Below are 18,875 nucleotides of genomic sequence, written 5' to 3' on the forward strand. Positions count from 1 at the left end.
GTGCACATGAGGTGCTTTTCTGTGGCCGTGTCTCGGGCGCATGCATAGGTAAACAGGCCGGAGAGGTCTGGCTGGGAGGAATTGAGTGTCTCTGGAAACTGAAGTCGAGGTCCTGCGGAGGGTTCCGCTGTTTCGCGGAATTGAAGAAACCAAGCTCCGCCTGCTGGCTTTCATCAGCGACCGCATGCAGTACCGTGACGGCGAACGGCTGTGTACCCAGGGAGAAGAGGGCGATTGCGCCTTCATCCTCTTGTCCGGAGTTGCGGACGTCCTGGTCAAAACGCCCGATGGCGAGCGCAAGGTGGCCGAGGTCGGCGAACATTCGATCGTAGGCGAGATCGCAATTCTGTGTGACGTGCCGCGCACTGCGACACTGATCGCGTCCGGCGAGCTTGATGTTCTGACCGTTAACAAAGACGACTTCTTGAAGCTCTTGAAAGAATTTCCGGATATGTCCTTGGAGGTGATGCGGACCCTGGCTTTGAGACTGGAAGCGACAACCCAAGCGCTCGCGGCCGCCCGGTCCGCCAATGGCGACGAGTAAGGAGCTGGGCGTGTCTGACCAGTTTTATTTGAAATGCTGGGGTGCAAGGGGCTCGACGCCGACGCCGGGGGCAAGCACGTTGCGCTACGGCGGTGAGACGACATGCTTTGAAATCCGGGCGGGTGACTCGCTGGTCATGGTCGATTGCGGCTCGGGCGCCCGGAATCTCGGGTTTGAGATCTGCGATGCCACGCCGATCAAGTTCGACCTGTTGTTCACCCATACCCATCTCGATCACATTTGCGGCTTGCCATTTTTCAAGCCGGCCTTTCATCCGAACTACCAGGTGAATGCTTGGGCCGGACATTTTGAGGACAACAGCACCAGCCTGAGCGACATCGTGAGCCGCATTATGTCGCCACCGATTTTCCCGCTCGCAGCCAAGTCTCTGAAAGGCCTGTCATTCCTGACGTTTGAGGCAGGGCAGCCGCTGCCGCGTGATGACGGCCTTGTCATCCACACAATGCGGCTCAATCATCCGGGCGGCGCGTGCGGATACCGGCTCGAGTTCAACGGTAAATCCATTTGCATCATCACCGACCATGAGCACGGCAATCCGGAGGTCGATGCCGCCTTGCCGGACTTTGTGCGCAACGCCGACATCATGATCTACGATGCGATGTTCACCGACGACGAGTACGAAACCTACAAGGGCTGGGGGCACTCCACCTGGCAAAAGGCAGTGGAGCTGGCCGGTCAGGCGAATGTGAAGACACCGGTGCTGTTTCATCATGATCCGCGCCGGTCCGACGATGAGCTGGACGAGATCGGCATGGCCGCAAGCGCCGCCTATCCGGGAACGCTGGTCGCCAGCGAAGGAATGGTTTTGCGGCCGTGAGACCGGCCGAAGCGTGGTGAGCCGCGTGATCACGGGACTTCACAAAGCTGAACCGCACCTTGTGGCCGGCGGTCCCGCACGCCAGCTTACCGGGCAGGAGGCGTTTCTCTTTTCGGGCCAAGCGCCTGCGGGGTTTTGGATCCAGGTGGCGGATGGCGACTTTCAGTGAGACTGTAAGGTATATCGTGCGCGGTGGACCGCCGACCGACGGCATTCCCGAGAGGGTGCTGGCTGAAATCCGTGCGCGCGAAAACACGTCCGAGCGCCTGATCAGCTGGATTCAGCTCGCCATCGTGCTCTTCTTCACGAGCCTTTATGCCATCGCGCCCCGCGCGGAGGGCTCCGAAGGGTTCAACTTCGTGCCTGTTGCGCTCGGCCTGTATTTCACGTTCACCGTGCTGCGGCTGGCTCTGTCCTACCGCTACGAGCTGCCGGAATGGTTCCTGCTGCTTTCCATCGGCGCCGACATTGCGCTTTTGGTCGGTTTGATCTTCTCGTTCCACATCCAGTACGGCCAGCACCCGACATTTTACCTCAAGACGCCGACGCTGATGTATGTCTTCATCTTCATCGGGTTGCGCGCGCTGCGGTTTGACCCGCGCTTTGTCTTGACCACCGGTTTGGTAGCGGTCACCGGCTGGATCGGGCTTGTCGGCTACGCCGTGATTTCCGACATGGACCGCATGCGGGTGACCCGGAACTATGTGGAGTACCTGACCGGCAACAGCATCCTGATCGGCGCTGAGCTCGACAAGACCATGGTGATCCTGACGGTAACCATTCTGCTGTCGGTCGCGCTTTACCGGGGGCGGGCGATGCTGTTCGCCTCAATTCGGGACAATGCTGCCGCTGCTGATTTGAAACGGTTTTTTTCGCCCGAAGTCGCAGCTTCCATAACAAATGCCGAGAACAGTCTTCAAGCTGGGGAGGGAACTGTTCGGGATGCGGCGATCCTCTACATCGATGTGCGCGGCTTTACCAAAACATCCAGTTCGATCGCGCCGGAGGCGGTCATCGCAGTGCTTGCCGCCTATCAGGACCGGGCCGTCGAGGTGATTTCGGCTCACGGCGGCCGGGTCGACAAATTCCTTGGCGACGGCGTGCTGGCAACCTTCGGAGCCGTGGAGCCTTCGCAAACCTATGCCGCCGATGCAATCCGTGCTGCCCGCGCCCTGGCGGACACCTTCGCCGAGGATACAGGTGCCATGATCGAGGCAGGCTGGCCAGGTCCGTTCCGGATTGGCGTCGCCGTTGCAGCCGGGCCTGTCACTGTCGGCGTCGTCGGATCAAAGTCCCGGCTTGAGTTCACGGTGATCGGAGATGCTGTGAACCGGGCCGCCAAGCTGGAAGATGCCAACAAGGCCGAACACTCCACCGCTTTGACCGACTGCACAACGCTCGACCTGGCCCGGGCGCAGGGCTACCTGGGAGCCGATGTTGAAACCCGCCCCCAGCGGGAGGTCATCGGCATGAACCGTCCGCTGGACCTGGCTGTGCTTGCTTAAGCGAAACCGGCCGCAAGCTTCGTAAAAACAGCGATGATCCGTCATCTTCTCTTGATCTTTGCTTTCATTTAAGTAGTGTCGCGCCAGCATTGACGTTTTCGTCAAGCAGTATAGAAAAATTACAAAATTTCAGTGGTTTAATCTTTTGAGTGCTGGAGTGGCAAATGCAACTAGATCATACGGTATCGGCGGTGGTGACCGGTGGCGCGTCCGGACTTGGCGCAGCGACAGCGCGGATGCTTGCAGCACAAGGGGTCAAGGTCACGATTTTTGACCGCGATTCCGGACAGGGCTCGGATGTCGCGCAGGAGATCGGCGGCGCCTTTGCCGAAGTCGACGTAACCGATCAGAACAGCGTGCAAAACGGGTTCGAGACTGCGCGCGCAGCGTTCGGCCCCGAACGCATTCTCGTGAATTGCGCCGGCATTGCGCCGGTTGCAAAGACCACGTCGCGCGGTGAGGCGCACCCGATGGACATGTTCGAAAAGGTGATCGCCGTCAATCTCGTTGGCTCGTTCCGCTGCATTTCATTGTCCGCGACCGCCATGGCGGAGCTCGAGCCCATGAACGCCGACGGCGCACGCGGCGTCATGGTATCGACCGCATCCGTTGCAGCTTTTGACGGCCAGATCGGCCAGGTGGCCTATGCAGCATCAAAAGCCGGGATTGCGGGCATGACGTTGCCGGTTGCCCGGGATCTTTCAAAATCTGGCATCCGTGTCATGACAATCGCTCCCGGCATTTTCGAAACACCGATGCTGCTTGGTCTGTCCGATGAGGTGCAGCAGTCGCTCGGTCAGCAGGTGCCGTTCCCCTCGCGTCTCGGCAAGGCCACGGAATATGCCCAGCTGGTCAAGGCGATTTGCGAAAATGACATGCTGAATGGCGAAACCATTCGGCTGGATGGTGCCATCAGAATGGCACCGCGCTAACGGAGAGCGTTTGCCTCAAACAATTGCTTTTCTTTTCCCATCGCCGGGGCATGATTGCCCTGGCGGTTGTTTTTGAGTTGGCTTGAGTGTCCGGGAGCAGGGGTCGGTGGCTTCAGATGAACAGTCTATACCGGTGTTCGATGCGCATTTGCACATCATCCCGGCTGGTTTTCCGCTGGTAGAGAACCAGGGGTTCCGTCCGGAGCCGTTTGACGTCTCGGCCTACCGGAAAGTCGCAAAGCCTCTCGGCATTGTCGGCGGTACGGTTGTTTCCGGCTCGTTTCAGGGCACTGATCAAACCTATCTGCAGGCTGCCCTGGCAGCGCTGGGGGCGTCTTACGCTGGCGTTACCAATCTGCCGGCGGGGGCAACCGACAAAGAGATTCTTGAACTTGCCCGGCATGGCATCCGGGCTGCCCGGATCAATCTTTACAGGGGCAGTCCCGAAACAGCGAAAAACCTTCCGGAGTTTGCCGCGCGGCTGTGGGAACTGGCAGGCTGGCATATCGAGGTTTACGCGTCCGCCGGGGCGATCCTTGAGCTGGAGCCGGTATTTGCAGGTCTTCCAAAGCTGTCGCTTGACCACCTGGGCATGCAGGCAGCTGCGCTGCCAGCTCTCCTGCGGCTCGCCGGTGGCGGTGTAAAGGTAAAGGCGACCGGGTTCGGCCGGGTGGATCTCAATGTCGCTGACACGCTGAATGCGATTGCAAATGCCAACCCTGACGCGTTGATGTTTGGCACGGATCTGCCTTCCACACGCGCAAACAGGCCTTTCTCGCCCGCCGATATTGATCTGATCAATCAGACATTGACTGGCGAACAGGCCCGAAAGGCCCTGTTTGAAAATGCCGCCGAGTTCTATGGGCTTGAAGCGGGACCGCACTGACCCTGAATTGGTGCAAACCGGGCAGAAGGCCTGCCCGGTTTTGCCGGCTTGGTTTGCCTTACGTGCCTGCAGAGCGTTTCAGCGTTTCGCCCCGGCACCAAGGACCGCGCGGCGTCCCAGCGGGATGGGAAGGGGTGGTTCCCGATCCGGTGGAGCGCCGCCCGCTGTGTGCAAGATCCTGGACGGGATCCCCATTCGCTCGATCCAGCCGGAGAAAACTGCCAGAAACCGGCCGCTGCGGGTGCGTACATGCGTATGGTGGCTGCTCGGGGGCCCCCGAACTGGTCTTGCAAGGACCCGTCCGTCATTTGCAATGAGGCCATCGGCAAGCAGCGCCGCATGTGCATGTACGGACCCCCATGACGGGGCAATGGGCCTGTCGCGGAACCGGGTCCCGGACAGATGCGGGTTATGCATAGCTCACAACCTCGAACTCGATTCCGTCATCGTCATGAAAATAGAACCTGCGGCCTGGTTCATAATCGGCGTGATTGAGCGTTTTGTAGCCGCCCGCCTTGATGCGTTCCTCGGTCGCGTCGAGATCCTCGACGACAACGGCAATATGGTTGAGGCCCCCACGGACACCGTAGGTTTCTCCATTCAATGCGGTGGTGTCCTTTGCCGGCGCATAGGCCGCGATGTAGCTGGTCTCGTTGCCGATGTGGTAGCTGGTGCCACCATGGATACTGGCGCCGCTCCAGCGAACTTTCCAACCGAACCAGTCGTCCAGCCGCTTTGCTGTCGCAGCCGGATCGCTGACGGTGACATTGACGTGTTCCAAGAATGCGCTGGTCATATTCTGTCCCTTCATTGCTTCGAAATTTGGCCTTTTTCGGCCCGGGACATCTGATATAATTCCTAAACCTAACTTGAGATCAAGGTTTTTTTGAGGGTTTTATGAAACGAACCGATGTGCTGTCGATAGGCGATCTTGCGGACCGGACAGGCTTGAGCGTGTCTGCGATCCGATTCTATGAAACCAAAGGGCTTGTGACACCGATCCGAAACAAGGGCGGGCAGCGCCGCTTCCTGCGGGCGGACATTCGCCGCTTGTCATTTGTGCTGGTTGCTCAGGAATTCGGCTTCACCATCACTGAGATTTCCGAACAGTTGTCGCGGCTTCCGCAGGGAAGAGCGCCGAACAAGACCGACTGGACGCGGATCAGCGGCTCTTTTCGCAAGCATCTCGATGGCAAGATCGATCGGCTCACCAAACTCAGGGACAAGCTGGACAGCTGTATAGGCTGTGGCTGTTTGTCTTTGCAAAGCTGCGCCCTTTACAATGCCGGCGATGCCGCATCGAAAAAGGGTCGGGGGCCGAGATATCTCCTGGGCGACAAACCTGCTGCCGTCGAGACGAACCCGGAAGAAACCAGCGGATCAGGCTCAGGAACGGCAGAGGGGTGATTATCTGCCTGTGAAAAAATGTGACTGCCAAAGAGCTACCGTTTTTGCATGCTGTAGGTGACAGCTCACGTCGAGTGATTCGAAGATTTTGGGGAGTTTCATGGCCACTTCAATCAAACGCATGTCCGGTGTAGCAGCCCTTTGTCTTGCCTTGATCAGTCTGGGGGCCGGGCCCGTGATCTCTGCCGACAAGTCCCTGACACCGGACTCAAAACCGGGCCCCGCCGCACCGGACGCAAAGCCCGGTTCGCAATCTGCCAAGGCGGCAGAAGACGCGAAACAGACGCCTTATCAAACCGTTCGCGATGTGTTTGAAGGCAGTGAAACCGTGACCGGCGAAGTTTTGGCGTTTCCGGCCGGCAATCCATCGGTGAAGGCAATTGAAGTCACACTTGCGCCGGGCGAGGAAACCGCCTGGCATCAGCATGGAGCGCCCATGTTCGCCTATATTTTGCAAGGCGAATTGACCGTGACCTACGAGGAATTCGGCAAGAAAGTCTACCGCGCCGGCGACGGCCTGCTGGAAGCCATGCATGTAACGCATCGCGGCAAAAACACCGGAGCGGAACCGGTCAAGGTCTTGACTGTCTTCATGCTGGGAGAGGGCGATCAGGCCACCGTGTTGGAGAAAGACCCGGGGGACAGTCGCGAGAAGGTGGAGTGAGGAAGTGCATGTAATGCGTGTGTTTTTAGTGTTTACATACTTATAGGAAAAGGTAACCATACGGCATGTTTTATCGTGCTACGGTCACATCATCGGCGGCACTCAGAAGCTTTTTAATAAAGCTGACTTAAATATAGATCGCAAACGCACAGGAAAATACCGGCATGCAATGCAGATAGTTCGAACACATAACGAGCAGACCAGGCTGGAAGCGCTGCATGATCTGAAGATCATCGGTTCGGAGCGCTTGCCCGAATTCGACGCTGTCGTTCAACTGGCATCAGAGATCTTCTCGTGTCCGATTGCGCTTGTTTCGCTTGTTGATGAAAACGAGCAGTGGTTCAAGGCCCGTTGCGGCCTCGAGGCGGACGGGACGCCGCGCGACGTCTCGTTTTGCCAATATGCCATTCAGGAAAAAGATATCTTCATCATTGAAGACGCAGCGAAGGACCCGCGTTTCCGGGACAATCCGTTGGTCACCGGTGAGCCACGCATCCGGTTTTATGCCGGGTGCCCGCTCACGCTCGACGACGAGCATATGCTGGGCACTCTGTGTATCATCGACCGCAAGCCACGCAAGTTTTCTCAGGCGCAAATCGAACAGCTGCATCAACTGGGACGAATTGTTCAGGGATTGTTGCGCACGCATCACAACATGATCCGTCTTGAGGCCGCAACGGTTGAGATCAACCAAAAGAAAGCCGAAGCTGTCCGGGAACATGAGCTGTTAACCCAGATCACGCGTTTGTCCGGCGTTGGTGGCTGGGAAGTGGATATCGAAAAGGGGCAACCGTTCTGGATGCAGCAGACCCGCGACATCCACGAAGTCGACGACGATTATGTGCCGTCAATGGACACCGCCATAGAGTTCTACGCGCCTGAAGCGCGGCCGGTGATTGCCAAGATGGTCGAAGATGGTATTAAAAACGGCGAGAGCTGGGATGTGGAGCTGCCGTTCGTGACCGCAAAGGGCCGGTCCATTTGGGTGAGGGCCGCCGGAGAGCCAGTGATCGAGAACGGTAAGCTCGTCCGTCTTGTCGGCGCGTTTCAGGACATCACCGAGCGCAAGCACTTCGAACAGGCGATCCGGAAATCGGACGCCATCCAGAAATCGACGTTTGCCGCGCTCACCGAAGGTGTCCTGCTTGTCGATGATACTGGAACGATTCAGTCGGCAAATCCGGCCGCGGCGAAAAATCTCGGTTATGCGGATGGCGAACTGGCCGGCCGGAAGATTTCCGACCTTTACGTGCATGTGAAATGCGATGCAAATGGTGTTCTGGGGTGCTGTAACCCGTTGATGGACGCGGTCGAAAATCCATCCACCGTGCGGGACGTCATTGCCGGTGTTTCCCGCGAGGATGCCACGCTGACATGGCTAAAGATCAATGCGGTCGCGATTGAAGACGATGAAGCACATGACTTCAAAGGCGTCGTCGTATCGCTGACCGATATCACCGAAACCAAGTCTCATGCCGACACGCTTAAGGCGATTTTTGATAATTTCCCGGGCGGATTGATGCACTTCGGATCGGATTTTCGGCTTGAAACGGCCAACGCGGAAGTCAAACGGCTTTTACATCATACCGGCGGGCTTCTGGAGCCCGGCGTTCATATGTATGACCTGATCCGCTACAACGCAGAGCAGGGAGAGTATGGGCCGGGCGATCCGGAAACCTTGGCAAACAGCCGGTTCGAACGGATCGGCAGCGGCAGCCTGCATAATTACGAACGCACCACTGCTGATGGCCGGGTGTTGGAAGTGCGCGGCACGCCCTTGCCGGACGGCGGCATTATATCGGCCTTGTTCGATGTGACTGATCGCAAACAGATGGAGCAAAAGCTCGTCGAGAACGAACGCATCGCCCGCGAAAAGTCCGAGGAGATGCAAGTTATCGTGGCCAATATGCGCCAGGGTGTGAGCGTGTTCGACGGTGAGGGCCGGCTGACACTTTGGAACCAGCAATACATCGATATTTTCGGCAAGCCTGTCGATGAGGTCGTCGAGGGCGCTACCCTCCACGATCTGATCAAGGCGGAAAAGGATCGCGGCGAATTCCAGGGCGATGTCGATACGCATATCCGTGATCTAAAGCAGCGGCTCGGCCGTGGCGAGGTGGTCCGATCAAAGTTTCAGCACGCGACCGGCAGGGTGATTTCATCCGTGCATGCGCCACTTCCCGGCGGCGGCTGGATCGGCACCCACGAGGATGTGACGCTGCAGGAAAAAGCGGTCGAGAAAATCTCTTATGCGGCCCACCACGACACGCTGACCGGGCTGGCAAACCGCACCCTGTTCAATCACCGGCTTGACGAGGCAATCGCTTCGGCAAGGTCGGGCAAGACGTATCCGGTCTTGATGCTGCTGGATCTCGACAAATTCAAACCGGTCAACGACACGTATGGCCATGATGTCGGTGACGAGGTGCTGAAGCAGGTCTCCGCCCGCTTAAAGGACTGCGTGCGCGGCACCGATATCGTCTCGCGGCTCGGCGGAGACGAGTTCGCCATCATATTACCGGACACATCCGCCGACATCGACTATGTGTCGGAAATCGGCGAGCGGCTTGTCAAAGCCCTGCACACGCCTTTCAAGATCGGGCTCTGCCATATTGAGATCGGTGCGAGCATCGGGATTGCGTCACTAACGCCGGATGTGAGCGATCCAAGCATTTTCATCAAGCAGGCCGATATTGCGCTCTACAGCGTCAAACATGGCGGGCGGAACGGTTTTAGGTTCTACTCAGACCTTGAACCGGCAGACCTGCGCATGACCGGGACCCACGGTCCTTCTGCATAACAGGCCACTGCCGCACTGCCGTTTCCGACGGGCCAAATGCCGTCGGCTCTTTTCAAAGAAGCGTTATTGCTGCTCCCCTGGCTCCCAGAGAGGCCGGCGAAGAGATTTCATCGGCGTTCAAAGATTTATTAAAAGTATTTACTGATATGATTGCGCCTTCTCAAAGTATATTTATCTTAAATAAAGTGTATTTCGCGCTGCAGTAATGACGCAAGGTAATGATCGCAAAAAAATTGGCTGATTTATCGAGGTTATATATTGATTACTGGAACTCTTCAAAGAGCTTTGCAAGCCTATTTGTGTTTTAGATCTTGGAGGAAGCAATTATGGCTAGCTGGCTTAGACAGAAATTCAAACAGCACAAAACAGAGCAAATGCTCGATCGCGGTCGTCAGCATCGCAAGGAAATTGCCGAAAAATACGGATTCACTGACACCAAGCCCAAGCAGAAGATCTCTGCCGAGCACAAGATGAGCCAAGTTAAGCACCGGTTTCAGAGGTCAACTCCACAGGCTGGACCGTCGACGTCGGAATTTAAGAAAACAGATTATTCCACTCCACATGCAACACCTAGCAGAGTGTCTCTCAAACAGATCGACACGCAGGAGCTGGACAAGATGGCTGCAGAGATCGACAGCCTTCTGGGGCTCGACACGCATGAAAACCGCAATGCAGGGCCCAATAACCGGCCCACTCAAAAACCCAAACAGGACATCCAGCGCGGTGACATTCTCTTCCGTCCGAACGAGCCGGTTGACCGCGACGCTCTGCGTGAAAAGCTGAATAGAATTGATCCCAAGTTCGACAATGTCGAACTGCGGTTCAAAAAAGGCGAAGGGCTTGTCCTCAAAAAGTCCGGCAGGACCCTGGGATTTGGGCGTGATGAACGTGTTCAAAAGGAGCGCACAGGGGCCGCCAATTTTCTGACCATGATCAAATTACCCGAGGCATCGTCTCTCCGGCATGAGCTGGTGCTGAAACAGACCGGCATTGCACAGAGCCGGGGGTTCGAGCATGCCATGCGTTTGAACGCGTATCGCAACAACAACTGGACTGCGGATTTTTCAACCAAGGACCTGGAAAGGCTCGAACAGGAGGTGGCCGGTTTCGAAGCAGCAGCGCAAGCGGGGTTCCAAGACGAAGGTTTAACCGTTGGTTCCCTCAGGAAGCATGTGAGCAACATTGACGAGTTCCAGGCAAAAACCAACAACTGGGGCAACGTTGATGACTGGAAGCTGTCGCCCGTGAAACAGGCCGAGATCGAGGAAGACTTTGAAGAAGTGACCGACTACGGGCGTGCATATCCACCGAAGACAGCGCAAGGCCGCAACCCGTTCATCCAGGATACGGGCTCATCGTCAAACACAAACACCGGAACGGGCTTTCACACGGGACCGGGCACGGGCGCCTGGGACGACTGATTGAAAAACGGCAAACCGGGCCTGCTTCGAAAGCGCTGTCTTACAGCTTGCGAAGCAGGGTCGGTGTTGGCCAGGCATCCGCTGGAAAGCCCAGTTGTTTTTGAACATCCTGCACGGCTGCGCGGGTGCGCGCGCCCAAAATGCCGTCAACCTTGCCGACGTCATATCCCATGCCGACCAGCTTTTGCTGCAGCTGCTTCATCTGGCCTTCGCTCAGACCTGGATCAGGCGTCCGTTGGGCATAGACCGGAGCTCCGGCAAGTCGGGTTGCGAAGTAGGCGGCCGAGGTGGTGTAGACGAAGGACTGATTCCACTTCAGATACACATCGAAATTCGGGTAGGCCAGGAAGGCCGGCCCCTTGCGGCCTTGCGGCAGGATCAGCGAGGCGGGCAAGCTTGACGAAATCTGCCCGGATCGCGGGGCCACGCCCGCTGCCGCCCAGTCGCTGGCCCGCCTTGGTTTGCCGAGGCCGGTTTGGCTCCAGTCCAGGTTGGACGGAACGGTGACCTCCTGAAGCCACGGTTCGCCAGGACGCCAGCCGAGGCTTTGAATGAACGCAGCGCCCGTCAGGAGTGCGTCCGGTGAACTGGCCTTGACATTGACATGGCCATCGCCGTCTCCGTCCTGGCCGTACAGCAGGATGTCTTCCGGCAGCATCTGGACCTGGCCGATTTCCCCGGCCCAGGCGCCGGTGGTTCGGCGCGGATCGAGATCGCCTTTTTGAACCATCGCGATCGCGCCGATCAGTTGCGGGCGGAACAGGTCCGGCCGGCGGCAGTCATGCGACAGGGTGGCCAGTGCATTGACCGTATTGAAGTCTCCTTGAACTGCGCCAAAGTCTGTCTCGAGCGCCCAGAAAGCGGTAATCACGGGCGCCGGCACACCGAATTGCCGTTCCGCCTTTTGGAAGACGCTCGCGTATTTTTGCATGTTCGCCGCGCCATTGCGCATGCGGTAGCCGGAAATCACCTTTCTGGAAAAATCCAGGAAGGTCATGCGGAAAACGCCTTGCGAGCGATCGCGTGCAAGGACGGTCTGGTCGATCTGGGCCCCATTCAATGTCCTGTCGGCTGCGCTCGCGGAAAGTCCTCTGGCAACCGCTTCCTGCTTCACACCAGTCAGAAACTGACGGAAGTCGCCGCCGCATTGCTGGGCGGACGCGGAAGCTGGAAATGTCAGGGTGGAAAGAACAACAAGAGAGACTTTGGCAAGTTGGCGGGCAGGAGGGATCATTCAAGGGTCCAGTCGGTCGGCAGCGAAACGTTGCAACAGTTCACTCTGCCTGCCGCCGGAGGTCAACCGTTGACGCGCCCTGTGCTGCGATTGATCCACGCTGTATTTTTGCGTGGTCTGGAGCGCGAAGCTATTGGCAGCCCGTCCGGCTGGATCCGGCAGAAATGGTGCCGTCGGCCGAGCGCAAGGGGCGCCGGTCGACACTGGCGGACGATCCACAGCCCGGGCGCGGGGCACTGAGCGAGGGGACCGGATAGAGCGTGTCGGCGTTCACGCCCGCGTTTTGTTGAACGCACATCTGGTAGGCCATGTCGTAAAGCGATTGCCAGCCGCCGGGCACGGATCCAAGATTGTTCAAGACACCGAGTGCGCCGCCGGCTTCAGCGCCGCGCCGCGCTCCGCTTGGTCCGCGCCAGGCGCCGCCGACCACCGCGCCTGCCATGCCGCCCTGGACTGCGTCACCCACCACATCGCCGCTGCCGATATACTGATTGGCATAGTCGGTCGCGTAGACCACGCAGTCGGTTCCGGCCGGTGCAGGTGGCTGTGCACCGGCTTGGGTCACCGGGCCCGGAACCGCCATGAGCATCGAAAGAATGGGTAGGATGCCGAACCGGTTGATCATCGCGTAGTCTCCATCGCGTTGACCAGTTTACCGGCTTTTTCTGAAAGGTGCGAGTGCGCCCGGTTTTATCCCTGGCGGGACACGAAGCGCTTGCTGATGTAGCCGGTCTTGCCGTCATAGCTGACGGAGCACCACCAGCTGTCGCAGCTGCCGACACGCACCGTCGCCTGAGGCGGCAAGACGGCCAGGATTTTCGACTTGTTGCTTGCAGCAGCGCGCATGTTGACGGCAGCTGTGATCACGGCGTCAGACGCTTGGGCGCCAATGTCGGGCGTGTTGCCTGCCTGGTCCGCCTGCTCTGCGGCAGAAACGGAGGCTTCGTTTTCGGTCGCGGCAACGATGGCTGCGATACCGTCTTCCGATTCGCCCGAGGTTTGCGCATAGGCCAGCTCAGGCTGCGTTTCTTGTGCATCCAACCCGGCGCGCAAGTCCTCGTCCGTCTCCGGAGGCGCTGCGGCAGAACCTGTCACCTCGATTTGTGCGCCGGTTTGATCTGCCTGGAAGAAGGTCTGCGCAAGCCGCTGTTCCACCTGTATTTTCAGGTCCGAATTCTGGGCGCGCTCGACAAAACTGAAACGGTCCGCGATCGGCGGGATCGGTGATGCGTCGGCTGTGCTGCGGCTGGCGGCAATCAGTGTTTCGGGGATCTCAAATGGGGCTGGGGCCTGTTCGGACATGTCATGCGCTGCATAGAGCGCTGATCCGGTGACCGTAAGTGCGATCGCAGTCGCTGCGCCAACGATTTTGAGCGACACGCGTGCTGTTCTTGGGCTGGGTGCTGTTTTGGCAGTCGGGGCAGCGAGGTCGCTTTCCGAGAACGCGGGGCCAGTATCATCTGCCCATTTGATCCGTGGTTTTGCGCTTGCTTTCCACGTTTTCGGCTGGTGTCCGTGAGATTGCCTCGTCCAAAAGAAAGTCGCCGCCTTAGAAGTCAGCTTCTGCCGCAATTCGATTTCTCCGTTTGCCGATGACCGTGCATGAGACGTTTGCTGGGTCCATGCACTCCTACCCAATACGACAGCGTGATGCTCTTAAACCCGATAAGTTTACCAACTGTCAACCTTTGCCATGGTGCGGTGGTCCGCCTCACCATGCCGAGGACGGGGTATGGGTGCAGAAGAAGACGAGAATGGGGCAGCTTCGGGCCCAACTTGAAGAAACTTTGCCTGAAGTGGAAAATAGTTTGGGATGAAAGCCGAACCAAAGAATCCGCAAAGAATATTGATATTTCTTTCGCTCCGACATCTGCGTTGTTTTGAGCAGTCTGCGCGAAATTTGACGCAGGTGATTGTGTATCGGCGGCTCATTGCCTTAAATGGGGCAACGCTTCGGACGTGGATGGAAAGCAATAGAAAAAGCCGCGTCCGGTTTGGTGACATCTGAGGGGAGTAACCATGAAACGTATCCTGACTGCGCTGGCCGCGACGGCATTTGCAGGTTGCGCCGCATTGTCGGCGGGCGCTGTGCCTTCCAAAGCCGAAACCCTGAAAATCGGCCTGTTGGCAACGCTATCTGGTCCACCAGCGGTGCTTGGCCAGCATATGCGTGATGGCTTTTTGCTCGGCGTGAAAGAGGCTGACGGGCGTCTCGGCGGTCTGGAGACCGAGGTCATTGTCGTTGATGACGAGTTGAAGCCGGATGCAGCCATCACAAAGGTGCAGGGGCTTTTGGAGCGCGACAAGGTCGACATGATGGCCGGTGTTGTGTTCTCGAACGTCATGATGGCGGTCTACAGGCCTATCATCGAGTCGGAGACGATTTTCATCGGCGCCAATTCCGGTCCTTCGCCGATCGCCGGGCGCGGCTGCAGCCCCTATTTCTTTTCCACCTCCTGGCAGAATGACCAGAACCACGAAGTCATGGGCCGCTATGCCAGTGATCAGAACTACGGCAACGTGATTGTCATGGCGCCGAACTACCAGGCGGGCAAGGATGCCATTGCCGGCTTCAAGCGCCATTTTCGCGGCAACGTGGTCGACGAGATCTACACCAAACTGGGGCAACTCGATTTTTCCGCTGAAATCGCCCGTATTGCGGACGAACAGCCGGACGCGGTGTTCACGTTCATGCCTGGTGGCATGGGCGTCAATCTGGTGAAACAGTACTCGCAGGCGGGGCTGAATGGCCTGATCCCGTTCTTGTCGGCCTTCACGGTCGATGAAACGACATTGCCGGCCACACGGGATATGGCGGTCGGACTTTACGGCGGTGCGCAGTGGGCGGCGAACCTCGACAATGAGGCCAACAATAAATTCGTGCGCGACTTTGAAAACGAATATGGTTACGCACCGTCGCTGTATGCTGCCCAAGGCTATGACGCGGCGCGGCTGATCCACGAAGCGGTCAAGCTGAACAACGGCATTTCCGACAAGCAGGGGCTGCTCGCCACCTTGAATGCGGCGCCGTTCGAGAGCGTGCGCGGCGATTTCCGTTTCAATTCCAATCAGTTCCCGATCCAGGACTTCTACCTTGTCCAGGCGGTTCAGCGGTCGAAGGATGTCTACATCACTGAGGCGGTTGAGAAGGTCTTCGACGATGTGGGTGATTCTTATGCGGGCTCCTGCCGCATGTAAGATCTCGTGAATACAGACCGCCCGGCCCCTGACCTAAGTGTTCACGGCCGGGCGCTTTGTTTCAGACGGTCCTCCTGACTTTCAAGGGACATCCATTTGTCGACAACGCTGCTCGCTGTCCAAACGCTTAACGGTCTCCAACTTGGAATACTGCTGTTTTTGATCGCCGCCGGTCTCACCCTGGTTTTTGGGGTGATGGATTTCATCAACCTGGCCCATGGTGTGCAATACATGCTCGGAGCGTATCTGGCTGTTGCCGGATACCAGCTGACCGGCTCATTCTGGCTTGCACTGATCATCGGCCTTGCGCTGGCGTTATTCTGCGGGCTTGTTCTGGAGTTTCTGGTCTTTCGAAGATTGTATGACCGCGATCATCTGGACCAGGTGCTGGCAACCTTCGGCGTCATTTTGTTCTTGAACGAAGCGGTGAAGGTGATTTGGGGGGCTGCGCCGTTGTCGCTCCCGGCACCGAATCTGCTGGATGGCGCCATCCCGCTGGTCAATAATTTGCAGTACCCGGTATACCGCCTGGCGCTGATCGTCTCCGGTCTGGGTGTTGCGGCGTTGCTTTATGTGCTTGTGACCCGAACCCGGGTGGGCATGCTCGTGCGCGCCGGGGCGACAAACCCGGACATGGTCGCCGCCCTTGGGGTCAATATCCGGCGTCTGTTCATGATCGTGTTCGGATTCGGAACCATGCTCGCGGGATTTGCCGGCATCATGGCAGCTCCGATCCTGTCGGTCGAACCGGGTATGGGAGACAACCTCTTAATACTTGCATTTGTGGTCATTGTCGTGGGCGGCATCGGTTCCATTCGCGGTGCGTTCCTGGCTGCCCTGATTATCGGTCTTGTCGATACTCTGGGCCGCTCGTTCGCCACCGACATCGCCAAGCTGGCCTTGCCGCCGGCTGCAGCCAATGATGTCGGGCCGGCGCTGGCCTCCATGCTGATCTACATTTTGATGGCTGCCGTGCTGTTTTTCCGGCCAAGCGGCCTGTTTCCGGTGCGCAGCGCATGATGACCCGCCGTTTGACCGCGGTTGGGCTTCCGGCCGCGCTGTTTGTCGTTCTTGCCCTTGTGCCGCTTTATGCCGGGGTCTTCGACGACCGGTTTGTGCTGTTATTTGCAACCCGGATCCTGATCTTTGCGATCGTGGCCGTCAGCCTCGACTTTATTCTCGGGTATGGCGAGATGGTCAGCTTTGGCCATGCCGCCTATATCGGCCTGGGCGCCTATGCGGTCGGCATCCTGGCCGAACACGATGTCTGGGCGGCGTGGATTTCGTTTCCGCTGGCCATGGCGGTGTGCGCGTTGTTTGCGCTTGTCACCGGCGCCATCAGTTTGCGCACCCGCGGCGTCTATTTCATCATGATTACGCTCGCTTTCGGGCAGATGGCCTATTACACGACCACCTCCCTGTCGGCCTATGGCGGCGATGACGGCCTGACCATGTGGGGCAGGTCAGAGCTGTTCGGCACCGGGCTCTTTAATGGCGACACCAGCTTCTACTACATCGTTTTCGGAGTGCTTCTGGCCTCCTACCTGATTCTGAAGGTCATGACCCGCTCACGGTTCGGGCGGGTGCTGGAAGGGGCTAAACAAAATGAAGCGCGCATGGAAGCCATCGGGATCGACCCTTACCGGTACCGGCTGACGGCCTTTGTACTTGCCGGTACGATCGCCGGTCTTGCCGGCGCCTTGATGGCCAACCAGGCCGAGTTCGTGTCACCTGCCTACATGTCGTGGCACCGTTCCGGCGAACTTATCGTCATGGTGATTCTTGGCGGCATGGGGCATTTGCACGGCGCGATTCTTGGCGCCATTGCGTACATGGTTCTGGAAGAAACGCTGTCGGGCTACACGGAACACTGGCGGCTGATTTTCGGTCCGCTGCTGATCCTGATCGTGCTTTATGGTAAGGGCGGCCTTTTGGGAGCGATCAGGGGGAGGTAGGCATGACGGTGTCAGAAGCTGCGCCGATTCTGGAACTCCAGGGTCTCAACAAGTCCTATGGCGCGCTGCATGTGACCAAGGATGTGTCTTTGACTGTCCGGCGCGGTGAAATCCACGCGCTGATTGGCCCGAACGGTGCCGGCAAAACAACCTTGATCGGGCAAATATCCGGGTCAATTGCGCCAAACAGCGGGGCAATTGTATTTGCGGGCGAAGATGTGTCGTCCTTGGGGGTGGCCCAGCGGGCGAGGAAGGGGCTTGGCCGGTCGTTTCAGATTACCGCAATTCTTCCGGCTTTTTCGGTGCTGGAAAACGTTGCGCTGGCAGTCCAGGCCAAGGATGGCCATTCTTTCCGGTTCTTCAAACGCGCCTCATCCGATGCCGAGCTCAACAATCGGGCCAAGGTCTATCTTGAAATGGTGGGGATGACGGCGCGCGCGGGCTTGCGGGCAGGCGACCTCAGCCATGGCGAGAAGCGCGTGCTAGAGGTGGCCATCGCACTGGCGGGCGGACCAAAACTGATGCTTCTTGACGAACCGATGGCCGGCACCGGGCCGGAGGAGACCGAGCGGCTTGTGACGGTGCTGCACGGTTTGAAAGCCAAGATCCCGATGTTGTTGATCGAGCACGACATGAGCGCGGTGTTCCAGCTCGCCGACCGGATTTCGGTGCTGGTGTATGGCGAGATCATCGCAAGCGGCGCACCGGAGGATATTCGCCGCGATCCGGCCGTGCGGGAGGCTTATCTTGGCGGGGAGAGCGATCTATGAGCCGGCCTCTGCTGTCAGTGGACCATTTGCAATCGGGATATGATGGAACGCCTGTTCTGTTCGATGTTTCTTTGACCATCGGCGAAGGCGAAGTCGTCACCCTGATGGGCCGCAATGGCATGGGCAAGAGCACGACCATCAAGACGGTCATGGGTTTGGTTCCGGCAACCGGCGGCGAAGTGTACTTCGAAGGCCGCCGCGTCGATGGTGCTCCCGCCTATGATGTGGCAAGGCAAGGCCTTGGTCTGGTGCCGGAAGGCCGCCAGGTGTTTCCGACATTGAATGTCGAAGAGAACCTTGTGGCCACATCGGCAAACCGTGCGGGCGGCGCAGCGCGCTGGTCCTTGAAAACGGTCTATGCCCTGTTTCCGCGCCTTGCAGAGCGGCGCGCGCATTTCGGATCGCAACTGTCCGGCGGTGAACAGCAGATGCTGGCCATCGGGCGGGCACTCATGACCAATCCGAAACTGTTGATCCTCGACGAGGCGACCGAAGGACTTGCACCGCTGATCCGGAAAGAGATCTGGCAGGTGTTGGCCGACCTCAAGGACACAGGCCTTGCCATCCTTGTGGTCGACAAATCGGTCGCCGCCCTGGAGCGGTTGGCCGACCGGCATGTCGTCCTGGAAAAGGGGCGAACCGTTTGGACCGGCAGCCGGCAGGAACTGGCCGCCAACCCGGACGTCAAAGACCGCTATCTCGGCGCCTGACGGCGTGCTGC

Annotated in this window: 19 protein-coding genes; 14 read left to right on the forward strand and 5 right to left on the reverse strand. The window is 58.3% G+C overall.

Going from position 1 to position 18,875, the window contains the following annotated elements; genetic code table 11:
* Nucleotides 1–85 precede the first annotated feature (85 nt).
* The 5 genes from JM93_RS07965 (at nt 86) to JM93_RS07985 (ending at nt 4,705) form a co-directional block, all read left to right on the forward strand.
* A complete protein-coding gene (locus JM93_RS07965) occupies nt 86–544 on the forward strand; it encodes a cyclic nucleotide-binding domain-containing protein (protein WP_145342067.1) in 459 nt (152 codons plus the stop codon).
* A 10-nt stretch (nt 545–554) separates the two neighbouring features.
* Nucleotides 555–1,382 (forward strand): MBL fold metallo-hydrolase, encoded by an 828-nt coding sequence (locus tag JM93_RS07970; RefSeq protein WP_244300786.1) that lies wholly within the window; start codon nt 555–557, stop codon nt 1,380–1,382.
* A gap of 152 nt (nt 1,383–1,534) precedes the next feature.
* Nucleotides 1,535–2,887 (forward strand): adenylate/guanylate cyclase domain-containing protein, encoded by a 1,353-nt coding sequence (locus tag JM93_RS07975; protein ID WP_145342071.1) that lies wholly within the window; start codon nt 1,535–1,537, stop codon nt 2,885–2,887.
* Nucleotides 2,888–3,051: 164 nt separating this feature from the next.
* The gene (locus JM93_RS07980; protein WP_145342073.1) at nt 3,052–3,819 is read left to right on the forward strand and encodes an SDR family NAD(P)-dependent oxidoreductase; all 768 of its coding nucleotides are present in this window, start codon (nt 3,052–3,054) and stop codon (nt 3,817–3,819) included.
* 106 nt (nt 3,820–3,925) lie between these two features.
* Nucleotides 3,926–4,705 carry an amidohydrolase family protein gene (locus tag JM93_RS07985; RefSeq protein ID WP_208995020.1) on the forward strand — a complete coding sequence of 260 codons (780 nt, stop codon included), beginning with the start codon at nt 3,926–3,928 and terminating at the stop codon, nt 4,703–4,705.
* Nucleotides 4,706–4,783: 78 nt separating this feature from the next.
* Here JM93_RS07985 and JM93_RS07990 read toward each other — a convergent pair whose 3' ends face one another.
* Nucleotides 4,784–5,122, reverse strand: a complete 339-nt coding sequence (locus tag JM93_RS07990; protein ID WP_145342075.1) for a hypothetical protein — start codon at nt 5,120–5,122, stop codon at nt 4,784–4,786.
* Complete coding sequence (locus JM93_RS07995; RefSeq protein WP_145342077.1) at nt 5,115–5,501, reverse strand: VOC family protein; 387 nt, start codon at nt 5,499–5,501, stop codon at nt 5,115–5,117. Before JM93_RS07995 ends, JM93_RS07990 begins: the two co-directional genes overlap by 8 nt.
* A 101-nt stretch (nt 5,502–5,602) precedes the next feature.
* Between JM93_RS07995 and soxR the strand changes: the two genes are divergently transcribed.
* The 4 genes from soxR (at nt 5,603) to JM93_RS08015 (ending at nt 10,997) form a co-directional block, all read left to right on the forward strand.
* Nucleotides 5,603–6,112, forward strand: a complete 510-nt coding sequence (gene soxR, locus JM93_RS08000; protein WP_145342079.1) for a redox-sensitive transcriptional activator SoxR — start codon at nt 5,603–5,605, stop codon at nt 6,110–6,112.
* A gap of 100 nt (nt 6,113–6,212) precedes the next feature.
* Nucleotides 6,213–6,776: a cupin domain-containing protein gene (locus tag JM93_RS08005; protein WP_208995022.1), complete on the forward strand. Its 564-nt coding sequence runs from the start codon at nt 6,213–6,215 to the stop codon at nt 6,774–6,776.
* 169 nt (nt 6,777–6,945) lie between these two features.
* Complete coding sequence (locus JM93_RS08010; protein WP_145342081.1) at nt 6,946–9,576, forward strand: PAS-domain containing protein; 2,631 nt, start codon at nt 6,946–6,948, stop codon at nt 9,574–9,576.
* Nucleotides 9,577–9,902: 326 nt separating this feature from the next.
* Complete coding sequence (locus JM93_RS08015; RefSeq protein ID WP_145342083.1) at nt 9,903–10,997, forward strand: hypothetical protein; 1,095 nt, start codon at nt 9,903–9,905, stop codon at nt 10,995–10,997.
* 40 nt (nt 10,998–11,037) lie between these two features.
* Here the strand turns inward: JM93_RS08015 and JM93_RS08020 are convergent, their stop codons facing one another.
* From JM93_RS08020 to JM93_RS08030, 3 genes are all read right to left on the reverse strand, one after another.
* Nucleotides 11,038–12,231: a lytic murein transglycosylase gene (locus JM93_RS08020; protein ID WP_145342085.1), complete on the reverse strand. Its 1,194-nt coding sequence runs from the start codon at nt 12,229–12,231 to the stop codon at nt 11,038–11,040.
* 130 nt (nt 12,232–12,361) lie between these two features.
* The gene (locus JM93_RS08025) at nt 12,362–12,856 is read right to left on the reverse strand and encodes a hypothetical protein (protein WP_208995024.1); all 495 of its coding nucleotides are present in this window, start codon (nt 12,854–12,856) and stop codon (nt 12,362–12,364) included.
* Nucleotides 12,857–12,921: 65 nt separating this feature from the next.
* Nucleotides 12,922–13,611 carry an SH3 domain-containing protein gene (locus JM93_RS08030; protein WP_145342087.1) on the reverse strand — a complete coding sequence of 230 codons (690 nt, stop codon included), beginning with the start codon at nt 13,609–13,611 and terminating at the stop codon, nt 12,922–12,924.
* A 639-nt stretch (nt 13,612–14,250) separates the two neighbouring features.
* Here JM93_RS08030 and JM93_RS08035 point away from each other — a divergent pair.
* From JM93_RS08035 to JM93_RS08055, 5 genes are all read left to right on the forward strand, one after another.
* Nucleotides 14,251–15,429 (forward strand): ABC transporter substrate-binding protein, encoded by a 1,179-nt coding sequence (locus tag JM93_RS08035; RefSeq protein WP_145342089.1) that lies wholly within the window; start codon nt 14,251–14,253, stop codon nt 15,427–15,429.
* A 96-nt stretch (nt 15,430–15,525) separates the two neighbouring features.
* On the forward strand, nt 15,526–16,449 hold the full coding sequence (locus tag JM93_RS08040; protein ID WP_145342091.1) for a branched-chain amino acid ABC transporter permease: 924 nt from the start codon (nt 15,526–15,528) through the stop codon (nt 16,447–16,449).
* Nucleotides 16,449–17,384 carry a branched-chain amino acid ABC transporter permease gene (locus JM93_RS08045; RefSeq protein WP_145342612.1) on the forward strand — a complete coding sequence of 312 codons (936 nt, stop codon included), beginning with the start codon at nt 16,449–16,451 and terminating at the stop codon, nt 17,382–17,384. The genes JM93_RS08040 and JM93_RS08045 overlap by 1 nt, the downstream gene beginning before the upstream one ends.
* A 2-nt stretch (nt 17,385–17,386) precedes the next feature.
* Nucleotides 17,387–18,154, forward strand: coding sequence for an ABC transporter ATP-binding protein (locus tag JM93_RS08050; protein ID WP_145342093.1), 768 nt, complete (start codon nt 17,387–17,389; stop codon nt 18,152–18,154).
* On the forward strand, nt 18,151–18,864 hold the full coding sequence (locus JM93_RS08055; protein ID WP_208995026.1) for an ABC transporter ATP-binding protein: 714 nt from the start codon (nt 18,151–18,153) through the stop codon (nt 18,862–18,864). Before JM93_RS08050 ends, JM93_RS08055 begins: the two co-directional genes overlap by 4 nt.
* Nucleotides 18,865–18,875: the final 11 nt, after the last annotated feature.

The sequence above is a fragment of the Roseibium hamelinense genome (genome assembly GCF_007830545.1).
Lineage (GTDB): Bacteria > Pseudomonadota > Alphaproteobacteria > Rhizobiales > Stappiaceae > Roseibium > Roseibium hamelinense.

Bases quoted from the DNA above. Each gene is read 5' to 3' on its own strand.
- JM93_RS07975 (WP_145342071.1), top strand. From the start codon at position 1,535: ATGGCGACTTTCAGTGAGACTGTAAGGTATATCGTGCGCGGTGGACCG.
- JM93_RS07980 (WP_145342073.1), top strand. From the start codon at position 3,052: ATGCAACTAGATCATACGGTATCGGCGGTGGTGACCGGTGGCGCGTCC.
- JM93_RS07990 (WP_145342075.1), bottom strand. From the start codon at position 5,122: ATGCATAACCCGCATCTGTCCGGGACCCGGTTCCGCGACAGGCCCATT.
- JM93_RS07995 (WP_145342077.1), bottom strand. From the start codon at position 5,501: ATGACCAGCGCATTCTTGGAACACGTCAATGTCACCGTCAGCGATCCG.
- soxR (WP_145342079.1), top strand. From the start codon at position 5,603: ATGAAACGAACCGATGTGCTGTCGATAGGCGATCTTGCGGACCGGACA.
- JM93_RS08005 (WP_208995022.1), top strand. From the start codon at position 6,213: ATGGCCACTTCAATCAAACGCATGTCCGGTGTAGCAGCCCTTTGTCTT.
- JM93_RS08010 (WP_145342081.1), top strand. From the start codon at position 6,946: ATGCAGATAGTTCGAACACATAACGAGCAGACCAGGCTGGAAGCGCTG.
- JM93_RS08015 (WP_145342083.1), top strand. From the start codon at position 9,903: ATGGCTAGCTGGCTTAGACAGAAATTCAAACAGCACAAAACAGAGCAA.
- JM93_RS08020 (WP_145342085.1), bottom strand. From the start codon at position 12,231: ATGATCCCTCCTGCCCGCCAACTTGCCAAAGTCTCTCTTGTTGTTCTT.
- JM93_RS08025 (WP_208995024.1), bottom strand. From the start codon at position 12,856: ATGATCAACCGGTTCGGCATCCTACCCATTCTTTCGATGCTCATGGCG.
- JM93_RS08035 (WP_145342089.1), top strand. From the start codon at position 14,251: ATGAAACGTATCCTGACTGCGCTGGCCGCGACGGCATTTGCAGGTTGC.
- JM93_RS08045 (WP_145342612.1), top strand. From the start codon at position 16,449: ATGACCCGCCGTTTGACCGCGGTTGGGCTTCCGGCCGCGCTGTTTGTC.
- JM93_RS08050 (WP_145342093.1), top strand. From the start codon at position 17,387: ATGACGGTGTCAGAAGCTGCGCCGATTCTGGAACTCCAGGGTCTCAAC.
- JM93_RS08055 (WP_208995026.1), top strand. From the start codon at position 18,151: ATGAGCCGGCCTCTGCTGTCAGTGGACCATTTGCAATCGGGATATGAT.